The organism is Rhizobium sp. 01T444 (genome assembly GCF_056398305.1).
The window spans coordinates 67,331-89,788 of sequence record NZ_JBFTPD010000011.1; the positions used below are offsets into that span (position 1 = coordinate 67,331).

The 22,458-nt window shown below is 60.3% G+C and carries 15 protein-coding genes; 7 read left to right on the forward strand and 8 right to left on the reverse strand.

Annotation, left to right across the window (positions count from 1 at the left end; translation table 11 throughout):
* The 3 genes from fdhF to AC1DTN_RS16730 are packed head-to-tail and all read left to right on the forward strand — an operon-like array spanning window position 1 to window position 3,942.
* Window positions 1-2,880: a formate dehydrogenase subunit alpha gene (gene fdhF / locus AC1DTN_RS16720; protein ID WP_477921831.1), complete on the forward strand. Its 2,880-nt coding sequence runs from the start codon at window positions 1-3 to the stop codon at window positions 2,878-2,880.
* Window positions 2,880-3,707, forward strand: a complete 828-nt coding sequence (gene fdhD / locus AC1DTN_RS16725; protein WP_477822232.1) for a formate dehydrogenase accessory sulfurtransferase FdhD — start codon at window positions 2,880-2,882, stop codon at window positions 3,705-3,707. Before fdhF ends, fdhD begins: the two co-directional genes overlap by 1 nt.
* Entirely contained in the window at window positions 3,697-3,942 is a 246-nt protein-coding gene (locus AC1DTN_RS16730) for a formate dehydrogenase subunit delta (RefSeq protein WP_192728947.1), read from the forward strand. Before fdhD ends, AC1DTN_RS16730 begins: the two co-directional genes overlap by 11 nt.
* 485 nt (window positions 3,943-4,427) lie before the next feature.
* On the opposite strand, the gene AC1DTN_RS16735 is transcribed toward AC1DTN_RS16730, so the two are convergent.
* The 4 genes from AC1DTN_RS16735 to rocF all read right to left on the reverse strand — a co-directional run bounded on the left by AC1DTN_RS16735 (window position 4,428) and on the right by rocF (window position 9,188).
* A complete protein-coding gene (locus AC1DTN_RS16735) occupies window positions 4,428-4,904 on the reverse strand; it encodes a chemotaxis protein CheW (protein WP_113324233.1) in 477 nt (158 codons plus the stop codon).
* Window positions 4,904-6,694, reverse strand: coding sequence for a methyl-accepting chemotaxis protein (locus tag AC1DTN_RS16740; RefSeq protein WP_477921833.1), 1,791 nt, complete (start codon window positions 6,692-6,694; stop codon window positions 4,904-4,906). Before AC1DTN_RS16740 ends, AC1DTN_RS16735 begins: the two co-directional genes overlap by 1 nt.
* Window positions 6,695-7,039: 345 nt before the next feature.
* Window positions 7,040-8,239, reverse strand: a complete 1,200-nt coding sequence (gene rocD, locus AC1DTN_RS16745; RefSeq protein WP_477921835.1) for an ornithine--oxo-acid transaminase — start codon at window positions 8,237-8,239, stop codon at window positions 7,040-7,042.
* 13 nt (window positions 8,240-8,252) lie between these two features.
* On the reverse strand, window positions 8,253-9,188 hold the full coding sequence (rocF, locus tag AC1DTN_RS16750; RefSeq protein WP_477921836.1) for an arginase: 936 nt from the start codon (window positions 9,186-9,188) through the stop codon (window positions 8,253-8,255).
* Window positions 9,189-9,319: 131 nt separating this feature from the next.
* Between rocF and AC1DTN_RS16755 the strand changes: the two genes are divergently transcribed.
* Window positions 9,320-9,748 (forward strand): Lrp/AsnC family transcriptional regulator, encoded by a 429-nt coding sequence (locus AC1DTN_RS16755; RefSeq protein ID WP_113324229.1) that lies wholly within the window; start codon window positions 9,320-9,322, stop codon window positions 9,746-9,748.
* A gap of 22 nt (window positions 9,749-9,770) precedes the next feature.
* Here AC1DTN_RS16755 and AC1DTN_RS16760 read toward each other — a convergent pair whose 3' ends face one another.
* The 3 genes from AC1DTN_RS16760 to AC1DTN_RS16770 form a co-directional block, all read right to left on the reverse strand.
* The gene (locus tag AC1DTN_RS16760) at window positions 9,771-15,878 is read right to left on the reverse strand and encodes a translocation/assembly module TamB domain-containing protein (RefSeq protein ID WP_477921837.1); all 6,108 of its coding nucleotides are present in this window, start codon (window positions 15,876-15,878) and stop codon (window positions 9,771-9,773) included.
* A 78-nt stretch (window positions 15,879-15,956) separates the two neighbouring features.
* Entirely contained in the window at window positions 15,957-17,882 is a 1,926-nt protein-coding gene (locus tag AC1DTN_RS16765; RefSeq protein WP_477921838.1) for an autotransporter assembly complex protein TamA, read from the reverse strand.
* 173 nt (window positions 17,883-18,055) lie between these two features.
* Window positions 18,056-18,310: a YMGG-like glycine zipper-containing protein gene (locus AC1DTN_RS16770; protein WP_007822262.1), complete on the reverse strand. Its 255-nt coding sequence runs from the start codon at window positions 18,308-18,310 to the stop codon at window positions 18,056-18,058.
* Window positions 18,311-18,641: 331 nt separating this feature from the next.
* Between AC1DTN_RS16770 and hemA the strand changes: the two genes are divergently transcribed.
* The gene (gene hemA / locus AC1DTN_RS16775) at window positions 18,642-19,856 is read left to right on the forward strand and encodes a 5-aminolevulinate synthase (protein ID WP_439016745.1); all 1,215 of its coding nucleotides are present in this window, start codon (window positions 18,642-18,644) and stop codon (window positions 19,854-19,856) included.
* 28 nt (window positions 19,857-19,884) lie between these two features.
* On the opposite strand, the gene dxr is transcribed toward hemA, so the two are convergent.
* Window positions 19,885-21,060 (reverse strand): 1-deoxy-D-xylulose-5-phosphate reductoisomerase, encoded by a 1,176-nt coding sequence (gene dxr, locus AC1DTN_RS16780; protein WP_439016744.1) that lies wholly within the window; start codon window positions 21,058-21,060, stop codon window positions 19,885-19,887.
* Window positions 21,061-21,440: 380 nt separating this feature from the next.
* Here dxr and AC1DTN_RS16785 point away from each other — a divergent pair, with 380 nt between their 5' ends.
* Complete coding sequence (locus AC1DTN_RS16785; protein WP_310384911.1) at window positions 21,441-22,088, forward strand: hypothetical protein; 648 nt, start codon at window positions 21,441-21,443, stop codon at window positions 22,086-22,088.
* Between the two features lie 57 nt (window positions 22,089-22,145).
* A complete protein-coding gene (locus tag AC1DTN_RS16790; protein WP_113319726.1) occupies window positions 22,146-22,436 on the forward strand; it encodes a BON domain-containing protein in 291 nt (96 codons plus the stop codon).
* The last annotated feature ends 22 nt before the right edge of the window (window positions 22,437-22,458 follow it).

The window sequence follows — 22,458 nt, forward strand, 5'->3', positions numbered from 1 at the left end:
ATGTCTCTTGTTCACGAAATCGACTACGGAACACCGGCTTCGAAATCCGAAACAATGGTGACGCTGACCATCGACGGCCGGCAGGTGACGGTTCCTGAGGGAACCTCGATCATGCGCGCCTCCATGGATGCCGGCATTCAGGTGCCGAAGCTCTGCGCGACCGATATGGTCGATGCCTTCGGCTCCTGCCGTCTCTGTCTGATCGAAATCGACGGCCGCAACGGAACGCCCGCCTCCTGCACCACGCCGGTGGCGTCCGGCATCGTCGTCCATACGCAGACGGAGCGGCTGAAGAATATCCGCCGCGGCGTCATGGAGCTTTATATCTCCGACCATCCGCTCGACTGCCTGACCTGTGCAGCCAATGGTGATTGCGAGTTGCAGGACATGGCGGGCGCCGTCGGTCTGCGCGATGTGCGTTATGGCTATGAGGGCGACAATCATGTCAAGGCGCGCAACAGCGGCGAGATCAATCTGAAATGGATGCCGAAGGACGAGTCCAATCCGTACTTCACCTATGATCCGTCGAAGTGCATCGTCTGCTCCCGCTGCGTACGTGCCTGCGAGGAGGTTCAAGGCACCTTTGCGCTGACGATCGAGGGGCGCGGTTTCGGGTCGCGCGTTTCGCCCGGTATGCATGAGCATTTCGTCGATTCCGAATGCGTGTCCTGCGGCGCCTGCGTTCAGGCCTGTCCGACCGCGACGCTGACGGAAAAATCAGTCATCCGCATCGGCCAGCCGGAACATTCGGCCGTCACGACCTGCGCCTATTGCGGCGTAGGCTGCTCCTTCAAGGCGGAAATGCGTGGCGAAGAGCTGGTCCGCATGGTGCCGTGGAAGGATGGGCAGGCAAACCGCGGCCATTCCTGCGTCAAGGGTCGCTTCGCCTATGGCTACTCAACCCACAAGGACCGCATCCTCAACCCGATGATCCGCGAGAAGGTGACGGATCCCTGGCGTGAGGTGACCTGGGACGAGGCCTACGCCCATGTCGCTTCCGAGTTCCGCCGCATCCAGTATCAGTATGGTCGCGAAGCGATCGGCGGTATCACATCGTCCCGCTGCACCAATGAAGAGACTTACCTTGTCCAGAAGCTGATCCGCGCCGGCTTCGGCAACAACAATGTCGATACCTGCGCTCGCGTCTGCCATTCGCCGACAGGCTATGGGCTGGGTCAGGCCTTCGGCACATCGGCCGGTACGCAGAATTTCGACAGCGTCGAACAGTCCGATGTGGTCATCATCATCGGTGCCAATCCGACCGACGGCCATCCGGTCTTCGGTTCGCGCCTGAAGAAGCGGCTGCGGCAGGGAGCCAAGCTTATTGTCATCGATCCGCGTCGTATCGATATTATCCGCTCGCCGCATGTGGAGGCATCTTTCCATCTGCCGCTGAAGCCCGGCACCAATGTCGCAATCATGACGGCGCTTGCGCATGTGATCGTGACCGAAGGCCTCTACGACGAGAAATTCATCCGTGAGCGTTGCGACTGGTCGGAGTTCGAGGATTGGGCGGCTTTTGTCGCCGAGCCGCAGCATAGCCCGGAAGCCGTCGAGAAGTTTACCGGTGTGAAGCCGGAAGATCTGCGCGGCGCTGCCCGGCTTTTCGCGACCGGCGGCAATGGCGCCATCTATTACGGTCTCGGCGTCACCGAACACAGCCAGGGCTCGACGACGGTCATGGCGATCGCCAATCTTGCCATGGCGACCGGCAATATCGGCCGTCCAGGCGTCGGTGTGAATCCGCTGCGTGGCCAGAACAATGTACAGGGCTCCTGCGACATGGGCTCCTTCCCGCACGAGCTGCCGGGCTATCGCCATATCTCCGACGATGCGACGCGCGATATCTTCGAAAAGCTCTGGGGCGTGAAGCTCAACAACGAGCCGGGCCTGCGTATTCCGAACATGCTGGATGCTGCCGTCGATGGCTCCTTCAAGGGTATCTACATTCAGGGCGAGGACATCCTGCAGTCCGATCCCGATACCAAACATGTCGCCGCCGGTCTTGCCGCCATGGAATGCGTCGTCGTACAGGATCTCTTCCTGAACGAGACGGCGAACTATGCGCATGTCTTCCTGCCGGGTTCTACTTTCCTCGAAAAGGACGGCACCTTCACCAATGCCGAGCGCCGCATCAACCGCGTGCGTAAGGTCATGACGCCACGCAACGGCTATGGCGACTGGGAAGTAACGCAGAAGCTCGCCCAGGCCATGGGCCTCGACTGGCACTATACGCATCCGTCCGAGATCATGGACGAGATTGCCGCGACGACGCCGAGCTTCGCTTCGGTCTCTTACGATTATCTCGACAAGATGGGCTCCGTTCAGTGGCCATGCAACGAGCAGCATCCGCTCGGCTCGCCGATCATGCATGTGGATGGGTTCGTGCGCGGCAAAGGCAAGTTCATCCGCACGGAATATGTGGCGACCGACGAGCGCACAGGTCCGCGCTTCCCGCTGCTTCTCACCACCGGCCGCATTCTTAGCCAGTATAATGTCGGGGCACAGACACGCCGCACCGAAAATGTCATCTGGCACTCCGAAGACCGGCTGGAAATTCATCCGCATGATGCCGAACAGCGCGGCATCCGCGATGGCGATTGGGTGAAGCTCGGGAGCCGCTCCGGCGATACGACGCTCCGCGCATTGATCACCGATCGCGTGGCGCCCGGCGTCGTCTATACGACCTTCCACCATCCGGATACGCAGGCGAATGTCATCACGACGGACTTTTCCGACTGGGCGACCAACTGCCCGGAATACAAGGTGACGGCGGTGCAGGTTTCGCCTTCCAACGGCCCGTCCGAGTGGCAGGTCGAGTATGACGAGCAGGCCCGTCAGTCCCGCCGCATCGCCAGCAAGATGGAGGCGGCGGAATAATGACGGAAAGGCCGACCCGCATAAGCGTGACGGAGGTCGCCCGGAGGGGCGGCGTCATGACACGGGGCGAGCGTATCGTGCCCGAGGAAGTGCCGATCGCCTTTTCCTATGGCGGCAGTTCGCATGCCGTCATGATGGGTACGCCCGGTGACCTCGAGGATTTCGCGGTCGGTTTCAGCCTTACGGAGGGCATTATCACCGACCGCAGCCAGGTCGCTGGTGTCGAGCTCATCGAGGACGAGAAGGGTATCGACGTCCAGGTGACGCTTGTTGATGATGTCGAGGACGCGCTCAGAAAGCGGCGGCGCAGCATGGCAGGGCCTGTCGGCTGCGGCCTCTGCGGCATCGAGTCGATCGAGCAGGCGGTCAGGAAGGTGCCTGATGTTTCCAAGACCGAGCTGTCGCTGTCGCATGCTGATATCGTGCAGGCGATCGCGCTGCTCAACGATTCCCAGCCACTGCATCGCGAGACGCGAGCCGTTCATGGCGCCGGCTTCTACATCCCCGGCAAGGGATTGATCGCCGTACGTGAGGATGTCGGCCGGCACAATGCGCTCGATAAGCTCTGTGGCGCCGTCATCAGGGCGGGGCAGGCCGGCGCTTCCGGCGCTGTCGCCGTTACCAGCCGCCTTTCCGTCGAAATGGTTCAGAAGACGGCGATCCTCGGCGCGCCCGTGCTGATCGCCATTTCCGCGCCGACGGCACTTGCCATCCGCACGGCCGAGGAAGCCGGCATGACGCTTGTCGCCCTCGTTCGCGGTGAGGATTTCGAGATTTTCACCCACCCGCATCGCCTGTCGCCAGGAAGCATCGCCGATGTCGCATGATACCAAGACCAAACTCGTCTATATGGCAAACCAGATCGCAACCTTCTTCAAGACACAGCCCGAAAGCGAGGCTGCGCAAGGGGTTGCAACGCATATCAACAAATTCTGGGAGCCGCGCATGCGGCGGCAACTCTTCGAAATCCTGGAAAAGGAAGATAATGGCCTCGACGCACTCGTGCTGCAGGCTGTGCCCCTGATCCGGAAACCAGAGCCGGCAGAACAGCCACTTCGATAAACCGACATCGGCGGGCGGTTTTTCGGAGTGCCGACCAAAGGCTATGATCAGTAGGAGCTCGTGCCGCTTTTGCTGCGGCACGCGCTATTCGACTGAAACTGGTTCAGAATTCTTCCGAGCTTTCGGCGGCTGGCGCCGCCGCGCCACGGGCTCTCGGGACGCGGGTAACAAGATGCAGGGCCGGAGAGGCCGCTAGCTCTGTCATGTGCCGCGTCGCGGCGATATTACCGCCGGGGAGCTGGAACTGCGTGAGCAACGTCCGCAATGCATCGGCCTCTGCGGCAAGATCACGACTGGCGGCTGTGCTCTCCTCCACCATCGCGGCGTGGCGGCGGTAAATTTTCTGTATAAAAGTGAATACTAATAAATATGCATTTTCGCGAGAAAATTACACGTTCAGCTCGCATTGAAGCGTGAACAATAAAAAACCGCCCTTGCGGGGCGGTTCTTATCTCAATTATTTGGCAAACTGCTTGGCGTGGCGATCAGGCGGCCAGTTCGTCCGTCTCGTTTTCCTTGAACATCTTTGCGAGGTTCAGGAAGCAGATCATGCCGTTTTCGGAAGCGATGATACCTTCGCAGAACGCACGGTCGAAGGACGCGGTCACTTCCGGAACGGGTTGAACATGGCTGGAAGAAATCGTCAGGATGTCGGAAACACGATCAACCAGCATGCCGATGACCATATTGTGCACTTCTGCGACGACAATGGCGCTGCGTTCATTGGCGACAGTGCTCTTCATGCCGAGCTTGTAGGCGAGGTCGATGATCGGGATGACCGAACCGCGCAGGTTCATGACACCGATGACATCTTCCGGAGAGTGCGGGATCGGCGTCGACGGCGCCCAGCCGCGGATTTCGCGGATGGTCGTGGTCTTCACGCAAAACTCCTGATCGTGCAGGCGGAAGGCAATGATTTCGAGCGTGTCGCCGCTGAAGCTAGTGGAGTTGATCGTGGCCATTAGAATTCTTCCCAACTATCGTAAGCCAGGGCAGAAGCGACAGCGCCACCATTGGCGCGGACGAGCTTTGCCTTCATACCACGCGATGGCTTTGCACCCGGCGAAGCATCGTTACGGTTATCGATGACATTAACGGAAGAGTGTTGCCCAAATCTAAACTGTGAGACGAGATTGCGAAGGTTTTCAGTCTCGGACGAGAGTCGGGCGCTGGCCGCCGTCGTCTCTTCCACCATGGCAGCATTCTGCTGTGTGCCCTGATCCATGATGTTGACGGCCTTGTTGATTTCCACAAGCCCGGTCGATTGTTCGCGCGAGGACTCGACGATCGCCGTGACGTTGATGTCGATATTGCCGACCTGGGCGACGATCCGTTCCAGTGCTTGGCCGGTCTGGCCGACAAGGTCGACACCGCTTTTCACGTGCTCCGAGGAGGTGGTAATAAGCGCCTTGATCTCCTTGGCGGCGCTGGCCGAGCGCTGTGCGAGTTCACGTACCTCCTGGGCGACGACTGCAAAACCCTTGCCGGCTTCGCCGGCACGCGCTGCCTCGACGCCGGCGTTCAGCGCCAGCAGGTTGGTCTGGAAAGCGATCTCGTCGATCACGCCGATGATATTGCTGATCTCGCGCGAGGATTTCTCGATCTGACCCATGGCGTCGACCGCCTTGCGGACGATACTGCCGGAATGTTCTGCGCCGCGCTTCGTTTCCGCGACAAGCCCGCCTGCTTCGGCGGCGCGGCCGGCGCTGTCGGCAACAGTCTGGGTGATTTCATCGAGTGCGGCGGCGGTTTCCTCGACGGTTGCGGCCTGCTGTTCGGTGCGTTTGGACAGCACGTCTGCGGCTTCCTTCGTTTCACGCGCACCGCTGGCGATCGCCTCGGCGTTGTTGAGAACCGTGCGCATGGCGCTGCCGAGCCTGTCGATCGCGGCATTGAAATCGGTCCGGACCTTCTCCAGCGCGGGCGGGAAAGGATTTTCGACATGCTTCGTCAGATCGCCCTCGGCAAGCGCGGTCAGGCCGGTTGCCAGATCATCGACAGCACGGACGCGCTCGGTGACGTCGGTTGCGAATTTGACGACCTTGAAGACGCGGCCACTCATATCGAAGATAGGATTATAGGATGCCTGGATCCAGACGACCTTGCCGCCTTTGCCGATGCGCAAAAACTCCTCGGCAACGAACTGGCCGGCGGCGAGCTTCTTCCAGAATTCCTTATAGGCTTCGGAGCGCACATAGTCCGGCTCGCAGAACATACTGTGGTGCTTGCCGCGGATCTCCTCCAGCCGGTAACCCATGACCGAGAGGAAATTGTCGTTCGCTTGCAGGATCTCGCCGTCCGGCGTGAACTCGATGACGGCCTGAGCCCGCGAGAGGGCAGCGATCTTGCCTTCGGCATCGGCCGCTTTCAGCTTGGCGGCGGTCACGTCGCTTGCCAGCTTGACGATCTTGTAGGGTTTGCCGCCCGACATCAGCGGGTTGTAGCTAGCCTGGATCCAGACCTCGCGGCCGTCTTTGCCGATGCGCTTGTATTCGCCGGCATCGAATTCGCCCTTGCCAAGCTTCTGCCAGAACTCCCGGTAGGCTGCGGAGGTGACATAATCCGGCTCGCAGAAAATACTGTGATGCTTGCCGACAATGTCGCTGAGCTTGTACCCCAGCGCCCGGCAGAAATTCTCGTTTGCGTTCAGGATCTTTCCCTGCAGGTCGAATTCGATCGTCGCCTGCGATTTCATGAGAGCTGTGACGATCGCACGTGAATCCGGCGTCGCACCCAACGAAAACAATGACATTTCAATCCCCCGATGTGTGATGGCAACCAGCCGATGTCTCGGAGAATGGTTCGGATTTCGCGCATGACGGACCGCAGTAAAACTGCAGTATATCCGGCAATACTTGAAAGTCCGTCCGGCCCCGCAAACGCGGCGGATCGGCCCAATTCATTCGTGAACCCCATGGCTCTAAGATGCGGAGCTGATCTCTAATCGCATCAATTAAATATAATTTCTTGATTAAGAATTAGTAACCAAATCTACTTTCGACCGGATTTTGACAGCTTCGCATGAATTTTAACAGATGAAATCTAGTTTCATCTGAGAATATCCGGCATCGGTTGCAAAGTAATCCGCAACTTTACTTTAGGTTATTGTCTTTTCAATTTGCGAGATCGCCCAATCGACCTGTTCCTTGGTGATGACCAGCGGCGGCGCGAAGCGAATCGTGTGGTCGTGTGTATCCTTGGCGAGAAGGCCGCGATCCTTGAGGGCGTAACAATATTGCCGGGCACCACCGGCCTCCGGCTCCAATTCGACCGCGAGCATGAGGCCACGGCCGCGCACGTCCTTGACGATGTTGGAGCGAATGGAGCGCAGGCCTTCGAGAAAGTAGTCGCCCATCGTCTCGGCGTTCTCGATCATTCCTTCTTCAGTCAGCACCTTCAGGGCCGCGCGGGCGACCGCACAGGCCAACGGGTTGCCGCCGAAGGTCGAGCCATGCTGGCCGGGTTTGAGCACGCCGAGGACTTCAGAATTCGAAAGCACGGCTGAAACAGGATAAAAACCGCCGGAAAGCGCCTTGCCGATGAGAGTCACGTCGGCTTCGATACCTTCATGTTCTTCGGCGAGCAGCTTGCCGGTGCGCCCAAGGCCGGTCTGGATTTCGTCGAGGATGAGCGTGACGTTGTTTGCCGTGCAGAGCTCGCGCACACGGGTGAAGTAACCGGCCGGCGGAATGATGACGCCAGCCTCGCCCTGGATCGGCTCGATCAGTGCTGCGACGGTATTGGCATTGATGGCCGTCGCGAAGGCCTCTGCATCACCGAAGGGAACGATGCGGAAGCCCGGCGTATAGGGCCCGAAGCCGGTACGGGCGTCGGGGTCAGTCGAGAAGCTGATGATGCTCAGCGTGCGGCCGTGGAAATTGTTGGAGCAGACGATGATCTCCGCCTTGCCTTCCGGGACGCCCTTCACCTCATAGCCCCATTTGCGAACCGCCTTGATGGCAGTCTCGACGGCTTCCGCACCTGAGTTCATCGGCAGGATCTTGTGGGAACCAGTCAGCGCGGCCAGCTCTTCATAGAGATAGGCGAGCTGGTCGTTGCGGAAGGCGCGCGAGGTGAGTGTCAGGCGGCCGGCCTGCTCGACCATGGCGGCAAGGATCTTCGGATGGCAATGGCCCTGGTTGACGGCAGAATAGGCCGAGAGGCAGTCGAGGTAGCGCTTGCCATCCGTATCCCAGACATGAACACCTTCCCCCCGCGTCAGCACGACATCAAGCGGCTTGTAGTTATTGGCTCCAAGACGTTGTTCGGTGGCGATGAGGTTCGACGAGATGTTCATGGCCGGTGCTCCCTTATGCGGCGCGTGTAGGACGATCGAAGATACGGCGGCCGAAGAGGCTTGCCGTCATCTCCACCATGATGCGGGCGCTCTTGCCGCGGTCATCAAGGAAAGGATTGAGTTCGACGAGGTCGAGCGAGGAGACGAGGCCGCTGTCGGACAGCATCTCCATGATGAGGTGCGCTTCGCGGAAGGTGGCGCCGCCGGGAACGGTGGTGCCGACGCCGGGCGCAAAATCCGGATCGAGGAAATCGACGTCGAAGCTGACATGCAGCAGGCCGTTCGCCTTCTCGATCGTTTCCAGGATCTGGCGGAGGATTATAGCCACGCCCTGTTCATCGAGCGAGCGCATGTCGAAGACGTTGACGCCGTGCTTGCGGATTTCGACCCGCTCGGAGGCATCGACTGAGCGGATGCCGACCTGGAAGATCTTCTTCGGATCGACGAGTGCACGGTCCTTCGGCAGAATCTCTGCAAAATCTGCCAGACCGCAGAAGAAGGCGACGGGCATGCCGTGAATATTGCCTGACGGCGAGGTCTCGGGCGTATTGAAATCCGAATGGGCGTCGAGCCACAGCACGAAGAGCGGGCGGTCCTTTTCGGCGGCATAACGCGCCATGCCTGAGACACTGCCCATGGAGAGGCTGTGGTCGCCACCGAGGATCAGCGGGAAGTGGCCGGCTTTCGCCGCATCATAGGTGGCTGCTTCGAGGGCACGCGTATAGGCGCCGACGATGCGAAGATTATGTGCGTTCGGATGATTGGGAAGGTCCCTGGCCGGGACGATGCTGAGATCGCCCGTGTCGACAACAGTGTGGCCGAGATCGCTCAGCGCCTTGGCGACGCCTGCAATACGCAATGCTGTCGGTCCCATGCCCGCGCCTCTGCGGCCGGATCCTTCTTCGAGGGGAACACCGATAAGAGCGACAGATCGAGATTGTACTTCCATTCCGAGGGCTCCGTTCTGAGGCCTGTTTTGGCCGATAGTGGGATAAAGTGGCGGCGGCAAATAGATGGAAAAGTGTCAGAAATGGATTATGATTACGCAGATTGATAAAGCTAATTTGACAAAGTGAAACCGTGGACGATCTCGACAACGAGCTTCTGAGTGCACTTCGGCACAATGCGCGAATCTCCGTCTCCTCGCTTGCGGCGCTGACGGGGGCTTCGCGGGCGACGGTTGCCACGCGCATCGACCGGCTGGTCGAAAATGGCACGATTGCCGGCTTCACCATCCGCACCGGTCACGAGACGCGTTCCGCCGGCGTTCGGGCCATCGTCATGATCGAAGTGCATGGTAAACTTGCCGACAAGGTGGCAACCCAGCTTCGCGGCTTGCCGCAGGTGCGCGCGCTGCACAGCACCAACGGCAAATGGGATTTCGTCGCCGAGCTCGAGGATCGTGACCTCGTCTCCTTCGACGAGACGCTGCGCCGGATACGCCTCTTCGACGGCATCAATACCACCGAAACCAACATTCTGCTGAAGACCAGCAAGGCGAGCTTTTAGGCTTCAATTTTCCAGGCTGGCCTCAATATTCATGCTCGTAGACGATGCCCGCTTCGCCTGCACCATTGCCGCCGGCGGCACCCCGCAGCTTCACACCGCGGCCGACATCCAGATTGATGATTGCCTTGGCGCCGGCTTCTCCGCCCTGCTGCAGCTCGAAATAGGTCCGTTCGTTGAGGTAGCGGCCGACACTGACGCTGGTCCGGCCTTTTGCATCCGTGCTGATGTCGAGGTCGTCGACGCCGAGCTGGTTGCGGAGGCCTTCGAAGAGCGAGGTCGAGCGATTGCCGGCGAGCTGGCTGACGGCATCGGCAAGCTGGGCGATCTGCACCGGCGACAGGCGGGACATGGATTGGCCGAAGATGAGCTGGGCCAGCACTTCGTCCTGCGGTAGGGCAGGCGACGAGGAGAAAGTGATGGCGGGGTCGGTCGCGAGGCCCGCGACATCCACCGTGAGCGTCGTCGTGCCTGACGTGGAAGTGGCCTCCATGTCGAGGGCGGGCGTCAGGTCGCCAGCAAATGTGATGCGGCTGCGGTCGGAAAAATCGAGACGGCGGTTGAGGATCGTCAGACGGCCGCGACGCATGGTGAAGGCACCGGCAACTTCGGGCGCGGCAGCCGAGCCGCGGATCGTGATGTTGCCGCCGACTTCCGCATCGATGCCACGGCCGCGCACGAAGATCTGTGAGGGTGCATCGAGCTGGATATCCAGCATGATGGTCGAAGATTTTTCCCGGGGCTGCTGCTGAGCATTGTCCCTGAGCTGGGCGAGCACGGCGGGCGGCGCGTGGATATGGCGGATATCGATTTCACGCAGCGATGTCGGCAGCCTCTCCGGTACGGTGATCGAAGCCTTGTCGATGTGAAGCTTACCATCAAGCGTGGGATTGGAAAGCAGCGGTCCCCTAAGGCCGAGCGTGCCGTCGACTGTTGCGACAACCAGCGTGCCGTCGACATAGACCGCGTGGTCCAGGCGGATGGAAAGATCGGCGGGGAAACTGCCGCTGATGCCAACCGAGCCGCTCGCCGAGATCGAGCCGCCGCTTGCGAGCCTGCCGTTCAGCCGCGAAATGACGGCCTGCTGGCCGTTGAACGTGATGGTCGCGCCAAGGCCTTCGAGGGCGAGGTTGCGGCGCACGTCAATCAGCTTCGCGCCATCCGTCGTCACTGTGCCGTTGATGACAGGGGCAGCCGTCGTGCCGCTGACCTCCAGATTCACATTGGCGACGCCTTCGGCAACGAGACCTTGCTGGGCGAGCTGCGCGCCGAGAACGGCGAAGGGAAGGCTGCCGTTGAAACGCATCGACATGGCACGGTTGCCTGTCATCGCGAGAGTGCCGCCGCCTTTCAGAGAAAGTCCACCGTCGCCGACGAGACTGGTGTCGACCGTCAGGCGGTTGTCTGCCAGCTTGCCGCTAGCGCCGATTGTAAGCGGCGCAAGGCCGGCGCCCTTGGTCTGGCTCGTTTCGGCATTCTTCCAGTCGACCTTGAAATCGACCGAGGGAAGGGGAAGCGATCCCGAGGCAGTCGCTGTCGCCGTGATGGCGCCTTCGGCACCAAGGTTTGGAACGAACCCATTGGCGACGGCCGCCGGCAGATTGGTGACATCGGCCTTGGCGTTGACGCCCTTGACGGTCGTTCCGGCTATATCGAGATTGCCCGCTGCCTTCAGCGAGACACCGCCATTGCCGTTGAGATTCGCGTCGAAATCCAGCCGGTCTTTGCTGAGTTTGCCCGAAGCGGCGAGCGTCAGGCCGGAGAGGCCGGCAGTCCTGGTCTGTTTCGTTCCGGCGTTTTTCCATTCGATCTTGAAATCGGCGGAGGGGGCGGTGAGCGATCCGGAGGCCGTCGCCGTCGCTGTGATGATGCCTTCGGCTCCAACATCAGGGACGAACCCGTTGGCGACAGCAGCCGGCAGATTGGTGATATCAGCCTTGGCATCGATGCCCTGGATCGTGGTGCCCGCCAATGCGAGATTGCCGGCGGCTTTCAGCGAGACGCCACCTTTGCCATTCAAATCGGCGTCGAAATCCAGACGGTTGCTGACATATTTTCCCGAAGCGGCAAGCGCCAGGCCAGAAAGACCGGCGGTCTTGGTTTGGCGCGTTGCCGCGTTTGTCCAGTCGAGCTTGAAATCGACCACCGGTTCCGTCGGCGTACCCGAGGTGACGGCGGTGCCGGAGATTGTGCCTTCGGCGCCGAGGCCGGGTACGAAGCCGTTAGCGATATTTGCCGGCAGGCCGGCAATGTTGGCATTGACTGCGAGATCGCGAATTGTCGTGCCACTGATCGTCACGCCGCCATTTGCCTTCAGAAGCGCGCCATTATCGCTGCCGAGATTGGCGTCGAAATCGACCCTGTTGTTTTCATATTTGCCAGTGGCCTTGGCGGAAAGGCCGGTGAGTCGGTTGCTCTTTGTCTGGCGCGTTGCCGCATTTGCCCAGGCCAGATCGAAGGTGACTGCCGGTGTCGGCAGCGAGCCGGAGGCCGACGCCTTGCCGGAAATCGTGCCTTCGGCGCCCAGATCGGGAACGAAGCCGTTCGCAAGGCCGGCTGGAAGGTTTGCGAGATCTGCATCGACCTTTAGATTGCGCACCGCCGTCCCAGCAAGCTCGACATTGCCCGTCGCCTTCAGCGACAGAGCTTTCGGTCCGGCGAGGTTGGCATCGAAATCGAGTTTCTGGTCGGCAAAATGGCCGGCTGCCGCAAGGTCCAGTCCGGTCAGGCCGGCGGTCTTGGTGTGCCGTGTCGTGGCATCCTGCCAGCTGAGCTTGAAATTGGCAGCCGGTGCGGCAGGCGTGCCTGACGCCGAGGCTGTGCCGGAAATCGTTCCGCCGGCGTCGAGATCCTTCACGAAACCGTTGGCGATATTGGCCGGAACATTCGCAAGTTCGGCATCGACCTTGATGTTGCCGATCGTGGTTCCGGTAATAGCGACATTACCGAGCGCTTTCAGCGATAGTCCGCCCTTGCCGGTGAGCGCCGTATCGAAATCGAGCTTGTTATCCGCAAACCTGCCGGATGCGTTGAGCGACAGACCGGCAAGCTTGGCGCTCTTTGTCTGGCTCGTCGCGGCGTTTTTCCAGTTCAGCTTGAAATCGGCCGCTGGTGCCGCGGGCGTGCCTGTTGCCGTGACCGTTCCCGAAATCGTACCTTCTGCAGCAAGATCGGGAACAAAGCCGTTGGCGAGCTTTGCCGGCAGGCTGACGATGTCGGCGTTGATATTGAGGGTCGGGCCATTCGGATCCGCAAGGCCGACGTCGCCCGCCGCCTTCAAGGAAAGGCCGTCAGCGCCGCTAATGCCGCCATCGAAGTTCAGCTTGTTGTCGGCGAAGGTGCCCGATGTCGAGATGCCGAGAGGGGCGATGCTGGCGCCTTTTGTATGGCTGGTGGCCGCATCCTTCCAATCGAGCTTGAAATTGACAGCGGGGGCGGCCGGTGTCCCGGTTACGTTCACCGTCCCGGAAATCGTGCCGTCAGCGGCAAGATTGGGAACGAAGCTGTTGGCAAGGCTTGCCGGCAGGTCGGTGATGACGGCATCGAGCTTCAGGGTCTCACCAGCCGAACCGGTGACCGATACCGAGCCGCTGCCGGTCTTGACGGTCAGGCCGTTCAGGCTGGCAACTCCCTTCGTGACGTTGACCTGTGCGGGTGACGCCAGTTCGACCGGAATGTTGTGCGGCTTGGCGGCGAAGCGATCGAGACTGAGATCGATCATACCGCCTGCAGACTGCACGCTGCCGGCGGCCTGCAGCGGATTGCCGTCATAGCCTGCATCCAGATTGAAGTTGGTGCGGGTCTGCTGCTGGACGAAATCAAGCGCAATGCCGGTAAGCTTGTTGGTCCCGACGCCGAACTCGTCGGCCCGTATCGTGCCGCTCGCCGCAAAAGCCATGATATCGCTGACGGTCACGTCGATCGTCGGCTTGGCGATCGTCAGCGTATTTCGGCGAATGCCGCTGCCGTTGGCGGCAACCTTGAGCGCGATCCTGCCGTCATTGCCGGTGATATCGACGGAGCCCTTGAGGTCGCCTTCCGCCTTCTGGCCACCGAGAGCGGCAAGCAGGCTGATATCAGGGAAGTCAAAGGTGAGCGCACCAGCCGGCGTCATGCCTGACGAAAGCGTGAGGTTGCCCGCCAGGCGATTGCTGCCGACATCGGCCGTCAGCGCGGGGATAGAAATGATCCCCTTCTCGGATTTGACGTCCCCATTGATGCCGATCGGCTGGCCGTCGATCGTGCCGGTGGCGGCGATCCGGCCCTGCGGAGCAGCAGGATCGGCAGAGCCCGTCAGGTCGATGTTGAGATCGCCGACCTTGCGATCGGCCATCTGCAGGCTGGCGGCTTTCACATTGGCGGTGAGCGCAAGTGCTGGAAGCGTGCCGCTTGCCTTGATGCTGTAATCCGCTTCCCCGCTCGTGCCCGACAGCAGCTTGCCGATATCGGGAAGCTTGCCGGCGAGATCGGCCGTCAGCACGTCATCTTCGAGCGCGACATTGCCGCCTGCCTCGATGGTCGGGGATTTGATCGTGATGTTCGATAGCGTCACCTTGGAGGGGATCGTGCCGGCAATCTGGGTTTCGAGGTTGATCGGTGCATCGAACTTTTCGGCAACAGCCGGCGGCAAGGCGGCGGGCTGGACGGTAAATTTCGCATTGCCGGTCAGCGTATGGTCGGCCAGGCGATAGGAGCCGTTGAGATCGGCGCCGATATTGGCGCTTTCGACGGTCGTGCCGTTGAAGCCGATGCCGTTGCGCGAAATCTGAAGCGGCGCGACGAGTGTGATCGGACCCCGAACGGCGCGGTTGAGGTTGGGCTCGGTGAAGGTGGCGTCACCCGCGACGAGGCGCAACTGGATATCGCCGGCACCATTGGCGAGATTGAAAGCATCGCTCTTGGCCGTCAGCTTGACGTTGCCGATATCGGCCTGCGGCATCGTGGCGGAATCCAGCGATCCGCTGGCATTGATGCGCACGGCCTGCGCCTGTCCGGTCATCGCCAGATTGAGGCCCGAAATCATGAAGCGCGCTTCGCCATCGGCAAGCGGCCAGCGGAAATCGACCGGACCCGAGGTGCCGAGCACATTGGCATTCAGGCTGTTATTGCCGGCAGGATCGAGCGTGCCGGAAGCGGCGATGACGACGCTGCCGGTCGCGAGATTGCCGGTCTGAATATCGATCTTGCCATGATTGTCGAAGGTCGCGGATACATCGATATTCGTCTGGCCTGCAAAAAGCGGCCGGAATGCCATGGGGAGCAACGAGCTTACATCGCCGCCGCCCTTGAGGTCGAGATGATGCAAGCCGTCGGGCGTGATTGCGTGCTTGCCTTCCAGCGAGGCGCGTTGCTGGCCATCGAGGGCAGCCTGCAGCTTGCCGTTCCAGTCCGAGATCGGACCTTCGCCGTTGAGCGCGATATTGACCGCCGGGCTGCCGGGCAGACCGAGAAAGCCGGCGAGCAGGCCGCCCTGCGGTTCGGCAAGTTGGGCGTTCAGCCGCAAATGGCTGTTTGCCGGGGTGAAGGCGATATCGGCGGAGAGCTTGGCGTCGGGAACCTGATGGCGGTTGACGTTAACCAGCGCTTCACCGCCATCGCCATCGGCTCTGAGGTTGCCGGTGGCGGCAAGCGAGAAGGCGCGGCCGGTCAGCGGTGCGCCAAGGGAAATATCGGGCAAGGCGATATGCTCGATATCGATCTTCAGCGGCAGCCGGAAGCCCCCGCTGCTTCCTTCCTCCGGAGTCGCCGGCCTGGAAGGGAGGGTGCGTACCGGTTGGCGCCGCACGTCGATGGAGGCCACTGAGACCTGTCTGGCGTGGAAGGTACCAGTCAGCAGCGCTAGTGGATTCCAGTCGACGGCGATGCCGCGGATTTCTGCAAATGTGCCACGCGTGTCCGACAGGGTGATCTCGGCTGCGCGCAAGCCGCCGGTCAGCAGGCCCTCGGGTTCGCGCACGGATATCGTCATATCGCGGTTGGAGAGCGCGGAAGCGACATTTTCGGTGATGATGCGGGCACCGAAGGAGGTGAAGCCGAAGATCGCCAAAGCAATGACGGCAAGGATAATCGCCGCGCCGAGGCCGTAGCCGACGAGCCGCATTATCCAGTTCATGATTTTCGCCAACATTTGCATAAGAGCGGACACTATCCCGTTTTCATGACAGCTCACAGGTCGGAAAACACTGCGAAATCGGCATTTCTGATAACTGGCCTAGAACGACTGGCCTATGCCGGCATAAATTCCATAATCCGTCCCACCGTCGTACTTGTTCAGCGGTACGGCAAAATCAAGCCGAAGGGGGCCGAAAGGTGTTGCATAGCGGATACCGGCGCCTGCGCCGGCCCTGATATCGGAAAAATCAGGCGCAATGCTGTCCGAAACCGTGCCGACATCGAGGAAGGGCACAATGCCGATCGTATCGGTGATCCTGATACGCGCCTCAAAGGAGCCGGTTACATAGGAGCGACCACCGGTGGCCTCGTCGTTTTCGTTATAGGGCGAGATTTCCTGATAGCCGTAACCACGCACGGAACCGCCGCCGCCGGCGAAGAAACGCTGGGTGGCGGGAATATCCTGAACGCCGTCGCCGCCGATCAGCGTGCCGGCCGCGAGCTTGGCGGCGAGGACGATGCCGTCTTCGGCGCCGAGACCGAGATAGCCTGATATCGAGCCCTCGAAGGCCGAATAGACCGTTCCGTTCAAGAACTCATAGCCCGGCTTTGCCGACAGCGTGGCGTGGTAGCCCCCGGTCGGATTGAATTTGTCGTCGCGGGCGTCGCGATCATAGGTGATCGGCAGCGTGAAGGTCAGATAATTGTTGTTGCCGAAAGCGTCGTCGTCATTCTCAAAGCTCACCTCGCCGGCTGCGGAGATGGTGTCCTGATCCGTCAATTCATAGGAGAGGCCGAGCGAGGCGGTGATGAGCTTGGCATTATAGGCATCCGGATTTTGCGTCTTGGCGACGATCCCGGCCTTAAGGGTGGCGGACGGATTGATGAAGCCCGGTTTCGTGAAGAGAATGCCGGCGGAGTAGTCGAGATCGCCGAGGTCGGACGCTTCGCCGAGGCGTGAGACGGCGCCTTCGATGCGCAGCGATTCGGCCCCGCCGAACAGGTTGCGATGGCCCCAGTAACCGTTGACGCCGAAACCGTCGATCGTCGAATATTGCGCGCCGATGCCGAGGTAGCGCCGCTTGCCCTCGGAAACCTCGATCGTCATGGGCAAGGTACCATCGGAGGCCAGTGCGTCGCCTTCGTGGATCGTCACACTGGAGAACACGCCAAGCGCGCGCAGGCGCTCGCCTGCCTTCCTCAATGCCTCGGGCGAATAGGCTTCGCCCTTCTGCAGGCGGGAATAACGTTGGATGAATTCCGGCTTGACCCTTTCCTCGCCAGTGACGCCGACGTCGCCGATCGGAGCAACCGGACCACCTTCGGCAGCGAGAACGATATCGACGGTGTTCTTGCTATGGTCGGCGACCACGCGCCGCTCCGTCAGCTTGGCAAAGGGCCTGCCTTCGCTCTTCAACTGGTCGACGATCGTATCACCGGCTTTGATGACGGCGAGCGAGCCGGCTTGCTCGCCGGGCGCCAGATCATAATCGGCGGGATTGCGGTGCGCGGCATCGCCGCCGAACTGCACTTCATTGACAGTGAAGACCGGGCCAGGTGCTATATCCACCTTGACCGGGACGGGCTTTGAACGATCGAAAGTCGGGTTCGGCGGCAGATTGTCTATGTTGCGGCCGTCGATGGTAATCGTCACCACGCCGCCGTAGCGCGCCTTTTCGTAGAGTGTGGCGATCAGCCTGTCGCGGTCGTCGCGGGCTTTCACGACGACGCCCAGATCGCCTGAAACCGGACGGTTCTTGTCGCCGACGAGACGAGAGCTGTTCTCCAGCGCCTCCTTGAGGTCGCTATCGGCCGTCCCGGCTTCGAGGTCGACATCATACCGCACAGGATCGGGCACCTGCAGGTTCTCGTCCTCGTCCTTGCCGAATATGGTGATGCCAAAAAGCTTGAATGCGTAAGCATTGCCCACGAGGACTGGTGAAAATGCAGCCGCCGCTGCGACCACCACCATGGCGCCTGCTCGATACGCAATACCCGTTCTCAGGCCCGTCCCTCTAATCCGCATCCGCCGCTTTTTGGTTACATTAAAATGAAGCTCTGCGTTGCCCAGCCGATAGCAAGCTTAGCGGCAAAATCGCGCCACGTGTACCAATTTAAACTGCTGGCGCACTAATTTAGTACAAAAAAATCCCGGACGAGGGTCCGGGATTTCCATTTTTCCCATTCTGATTGCAGATCTCAGCGGCAATCATCGATGTAGCGGCGACCGTACCGGTCCCGGTAATAGCATTGGCCGGGCTGTTCTGCGACCCTGCCGATAAGCGCGCCCGAAACGCCGCCGATCGCTGCGCCGACTGCCGCGCCGCGCACGTCGCCGGTGACCACGCCGCCGATAACGGCACCAGACGCTGCGCCGATACCGGCACCTTGTTGCGTGGGCGTGCAGCTTGCGATCGAAAGGCCGATCAACGCGAGTACGAGGACTTTTTTCATTCTTCTCTCCGAGGTTTTGGCGCCCCAGCGGGCGGATGTCGTCCCTAACCTGTTTTTTCTCAGGCTAGCCCGAAAACTATGTCGCAAGAAGGGCTTGTCCACCATCAGCGAGCTTTTTTTAGTAAGGCGCGGGTTTCTTTCCACGATTAAAAGCGAATTTTCCGCCGGAATTGACGTCGATCAATTTCCCTGATCACGGCTCGCGTATTTTTTATCTGGAATCATTCAAAAGTCTGCGCCTTTTGCCGCAGTTGATGTTAAATCAGGGACGAAAGGGTTGACGTGCGGTTGCCGTCTCAGCAAGAAACAGCCGTACGAACTGGAGCATATGATGGATTTCGAAGCGTTTTTCAAAAGCGAGCTGGACGGGCTTCACACTGAGGGCCGTTACCGCGTTTTTGCCGATCTGGAGCGCCATCGCGGTAACTTTCCGCGTGCGACGCGCCACACGGCGAATGGCGAACAGGAAGTGACCGTCTGGTGCTCCAACGACTATCTCGGCATGGGCCAGCACCCCAAGGTGATCGAGGCGATGAAGGAAGCCATCGATCACTGTGGCGCGGGTGCGGGAGGCACCCGGAATATCTCTGGCACCAACCACTACCATGTTCTGCTTGAGCAGGAGCTCGCTGATCTGCATGGCAAGGAAGCCGCGCTGACGTTCACGTCCGGCTATGTTTCCAACTGGGCCGCGCTTGGTACGCTTGGCGCCAAGATCCCCGGCCTCATCATCTTCTCCGATGCTTTCAACCATGCCTCGATGATCGAGGGCATCCGCTACGCCAAGTGCGAGAAGGTCATCTGGAAGCACAATGACGTGGCCGACCTCGAAGCCAGGCTCGCTGCTGCCGATCCCAAGGCGCCGAAGCTCATAGCCTTCGAATCCGTCTATTCGATGGATGGCGATATCGCGCCAATCAAGGAAATCTGCGATCTCGCCGACAAGTATGGCGCCATGACCTATCTCGATGAAGTGCATGCCGTCGGCATGTACGGCCCGCGCGGCGGCGGTATTGCCGAGCGCGAAGGCCTGATGGACCGGATCACCGTCATCGAAGGCACGCTTGCGAAGGCATTCGGCGTCATGGGCGGTTATATCGCGGCTTCTACGGCGCTCTGTGATTTCATCCGCTCTTTTGCATCGGGCTTCATCTTCACGACGTCGCTGCCGCCGGCCCTCGCTGCCGGCTCGATCGCTTCGATCCGGCATCTAAAGGCGAGCCCCTTCGAGCGAGCTCGCCATCAGGATCGCGTTCGGAAGCTGCGCACGCTGCTTGACCAGCAGGGCATTCCGCACATGCCGAACCCGAGCCATATTGTGCCGGTCATGGTCGGCGATGCTGCCAAGTGCAAGTGGATATCGGATCTGCTGCTCGACAATTTCGGTGTCTATGTGCAGCCGATCAACTATCCGACGGTGCCGAAGAAGACCGAGCGCCTGCGCATCACGCCGACGCCGCTGCATTCGGATGCCGATATCGAGCATCTCGTCAGCGCGCTGCATTCGCTCTGGTCGCGCTGTGCGCTTGCCCGTCACGTCGCTTGACGTCACGGCGCCTGATAAGAAAATTTCTTTATCGGATGAGCCCGGCAGCCCGCTGCCGGGCTTCCTTGTCTGCGGCGAACACGTCGTCCATCGTCGCGGCCGCTGGCAGATTGATGAGATCGTCCATCACTTTTTCGGTGATCTCGGCCATGGCGAGGAAGGGCAGGCGACCCTCGATGAAGGCTTCGAGCGCCACTTCCTTGGCGCCGTTCAGCACTGCGCCCTGGACGCCGCCGCGCGTCATCGCCAACCGGGCAAGCCGGAGGGCAGGGAAACGTTTTTCATCCGGAGCCTCGAAGTCCAGCCGCGCGAGCTTGGCGAAATCCAGCCGCTCGATCGGCAGGTTCGCTCGGCGCGGATGGGAGAGGGCGTAGCCGATTGCGGTGCGCATATCCGGTGCGCCGAGCTGTGCCAGCACCGAGCCATCCGTATAGCCGACCATCGAATGGATGACCGACTGCGGATGAACGATCACCTCCACCTGCTCGGGGCGCAGGCCGAAAAGGTGCTTCGCCTCGATCATCTCCAGCGCCTTGTTGAACAGCGACGCACTGTCGATGGAAATCTTCAGGCCCATCGACCATCTCGGATGGGCGCGTGCGGTCTCGACCGTGACGTTGGCCATCTCCTCCAGCGAGGACGTGCGGAAGGGACCGCCTGATGCCGTCAGGATGATACGTTCCACCGCATGCCGCTGGTTTTCCTCCAGCACCTGGAAGATCGCATTGTGTTCGCTATCGACAGGCAACAGCTTGCCGCCACCGTTTCTCACCGACTCGATGAAGAGATCGCCTGCCGAAACAAGACATTCCTTGTTGGCGAGCGCGATATCGGCGCCGCGGCGCGCCGCGGCAAGAGTAGGAGCAAGGCCGGCCGTGCCGACGATGGCTGCCATCACCCAGTCCGCCTCGCGGTCTGCCGCCTCCATCAGGCCGGATTTGCCGGCAGCGACTGCGATGCCGCTGCCCGAAAGCTCGCTTTTCAGTGATTCGTAATGCCGGTCATTGGCGATGACGGCCAGCTGCGCGCCCGACGATTTCGCTTGCTGGGCCAGCAATTCTACATTGCCGTTGCCGGTCAGGACGGAAATTTCGAAATTGTCCCGGCCGCCCAGATGATCGATGACATTGAGCGTATTTTGGCCGATCGAGCCGGTCGAACCGAAGATACTGAGGCGCCGAGGCGCGGTTTCGCTCGTCATCATGGTCGATTTCGCAAGAAATTGCATATTCGGCATCGGCTCTACAGGGGATCGTGGGAGGCAGCAAGTGTGCGGTGCAGCAAATTTCAACTCCAGAGGGGTTTACATAGGTTCGCCATGATGTGATCCTGACAACAGTCCTCAAGGGGATGATCATTTGCTGCGGCCGGTTGCGGTCGAAAAAGGCAAATCCGCTGGGCACTGATGTGCCCGACGAGCAACCGGCAATTTATGCCACTGGCCGCGGGGCCAAACAAAAATCGAAGACTGAACCGGGATTGTGTGTCTGCGCCATCCTTCATTGCGTTCGATGCGAGCGCTCCACGTCCGCTCTGCGCCTATTGGTGCGCGATCGGCGTGCTAGTTCAAAACGATGCGATATTATGACGAAAATAAAGATTGCATGCTTTGTTTTTGCCCTTCTGCCGCTGGCCAATCCGGTATTTGCGGATGATCTGGTGATCTGGTCGCCGGTGAAGGTATCCACCAGTTCCTACAAAACGACGGTCGGGTTCCGCCTGCCGATGGAATGGGAGACGAGCGCCGGCGCAGATCTCGCGCTAGCCTCCAACAAGAGCGGGGCACCGTTGCCGAATTCTGGCCAGGCGATGCTCTGGGGCAAGCTGCAGAAGGTGAGCGTTACGCCGGCCAGCCGTGCGCAGCAGGATGTGACGCTGCAGGTCGATACGTTACGCGGCAGCGGCGCGCTTATGCTCAGCCGTTCGCGAAGCTGGATACTCTCAGATTCGCTCGACATGCAGACGACACGCGCGGTGAGCCTCGGTTACAGCGCCGTCGATGCGCGGCAGGCGACGGTGTCGGCTTCCCAGGCGGTCAAGCTGATCTATCCGTGGACCGGCACATCGATTTCGGCCGGGAGCAGCGTCAGCGATTTCAATGGCGACTTTTCCAGTACCGTTGCCGTCAGCCAGAACATCCTACCCAATCTCGGCCTGAGCGCGTCTGTGTCCGATCCGCTTTCGACGGGGCGGACGGGAAATGTCAATTTGAACTATCAGCTTCGCTGGTAGGCGAAACCAAAGTCCTGTCAGCAGCGTTTCTCCCTCACCACCAAGGAGGACAGAACGATGGTCTTCAAGGAACAGACATTTCATGGTCATCTGCCCGAAGCTGAGGCTGAATATGCCAATCGTGCGACGCTGGAATCTGCGGTTGCCAATGCACTGGCCGTTGCTGGCGGTATCGATGCATCCGATGTCGAGGTTACGGCCGAAGGCGACGAGATCGTTTTGAGCGGCCACGTCGGTACGGTTGATGAAATCGAGCGGGCAACAGTCATCGCAAGAACAGTTGAAGGCGTGCATACGGTTCGCAACCGTATTTTGCTTGCGGACTCGATGGTTAATGTTCGACATTAACTATTAACCAAATATTAACTTT

Coding starts and splice junctions, on each gene's coding strand:
- fdhF (WP_477921831.1), top strand. CDS start 1: ATGTCTCTTGTTCACGAAATCGACTACGGAACACCGGCTTCGAAATCC.
- fdhD (WP_477822232.1), top strand. CDS start 2,880: ATGACGGAAAGGCCGACCCGCATAAGCGTGACGGAGGTCGCCCGGAGG.
- AC1DTN_RS16730 (WP_192728947.1), top strand. CDS start 3,697: ATGTCGCATGATACCAAGACCAAACTCGTCTATATGGCAAACCAGATC.
- AC1DTN_RS16735 (WP_113324233.1), bottom strand. CDS start 4,904: ATGGCCACGATCAACTCCACTAGCTTCAGCGGCGACACGCTCGAAATC.
- AC1DTN_RS16740 (WP_477921833.1), bottom strand. CDS start 6,694: ATGTCATTGTTTTCGTTGGGTGCGACGCCGGATTCACGTGCGATCGTC.
- rocD (WP_477921835.1), bottom strand. CDS start 8,239: ATGAACATCTCGTCGAACCTCATCGCCACCGAACAACGTCTTGGAGCC.
- rocF (WP_477921836.1), bottom strand. CDS start 9,188: ATGGAAGTACAATCTCGATCTGTCGCTCTTATCGGTGTTCCCCTCGAA.
- AC1DTN_RS16760 (WP_477921837.1), bottom strand. CDS start 15,878: ATGCAAATGTTGGCGAAAATCATGAACTGGATAATGCGGCTCGTCGGC.
- AC1DTN_RS16765 (WP_477921838.1), bottom strand. CDS start 17,882: ATGCGGATTAGAGGGACGGGCCTGAGAACGGGTATTGCGTATCGAGCA.
- AC1DTN_RS16770 (WP_007822262.1), bottom strand. CDS start 18,310: ATGAAAAAAGTCCTCGTACTCGCGTTGATCGGCCTTTCGATCGCAAGC.
- hemA (WP_439016745.1), top strand. CDS start 18,642: ATGGATTTCGAAGCGTTTTTCAAAAGCGAGCTGGACGGGCTTCACACT.
- dxr (WP_439016744.1), bottom strand. CDS start 21,060: ATGATGACGAGCGAAACCGCGCCTCGGCGCCTCAGTATCTTCGGTTCG.
- AC1DTN_RS16785 (WP_310384911.1), top strand. CDS start 21,441: ATGACGAAAATAAAGATTGCATGCTTTGTTTTTGCCCTTCTGCCGCTG.
- AC1DTN_RS16790 (WP_113319726.1), top strand. CDS start 22,146: ATGGTCTTCAAGGAACAGACATTTCATGGTCATCTGCCCGAAGCTGAG.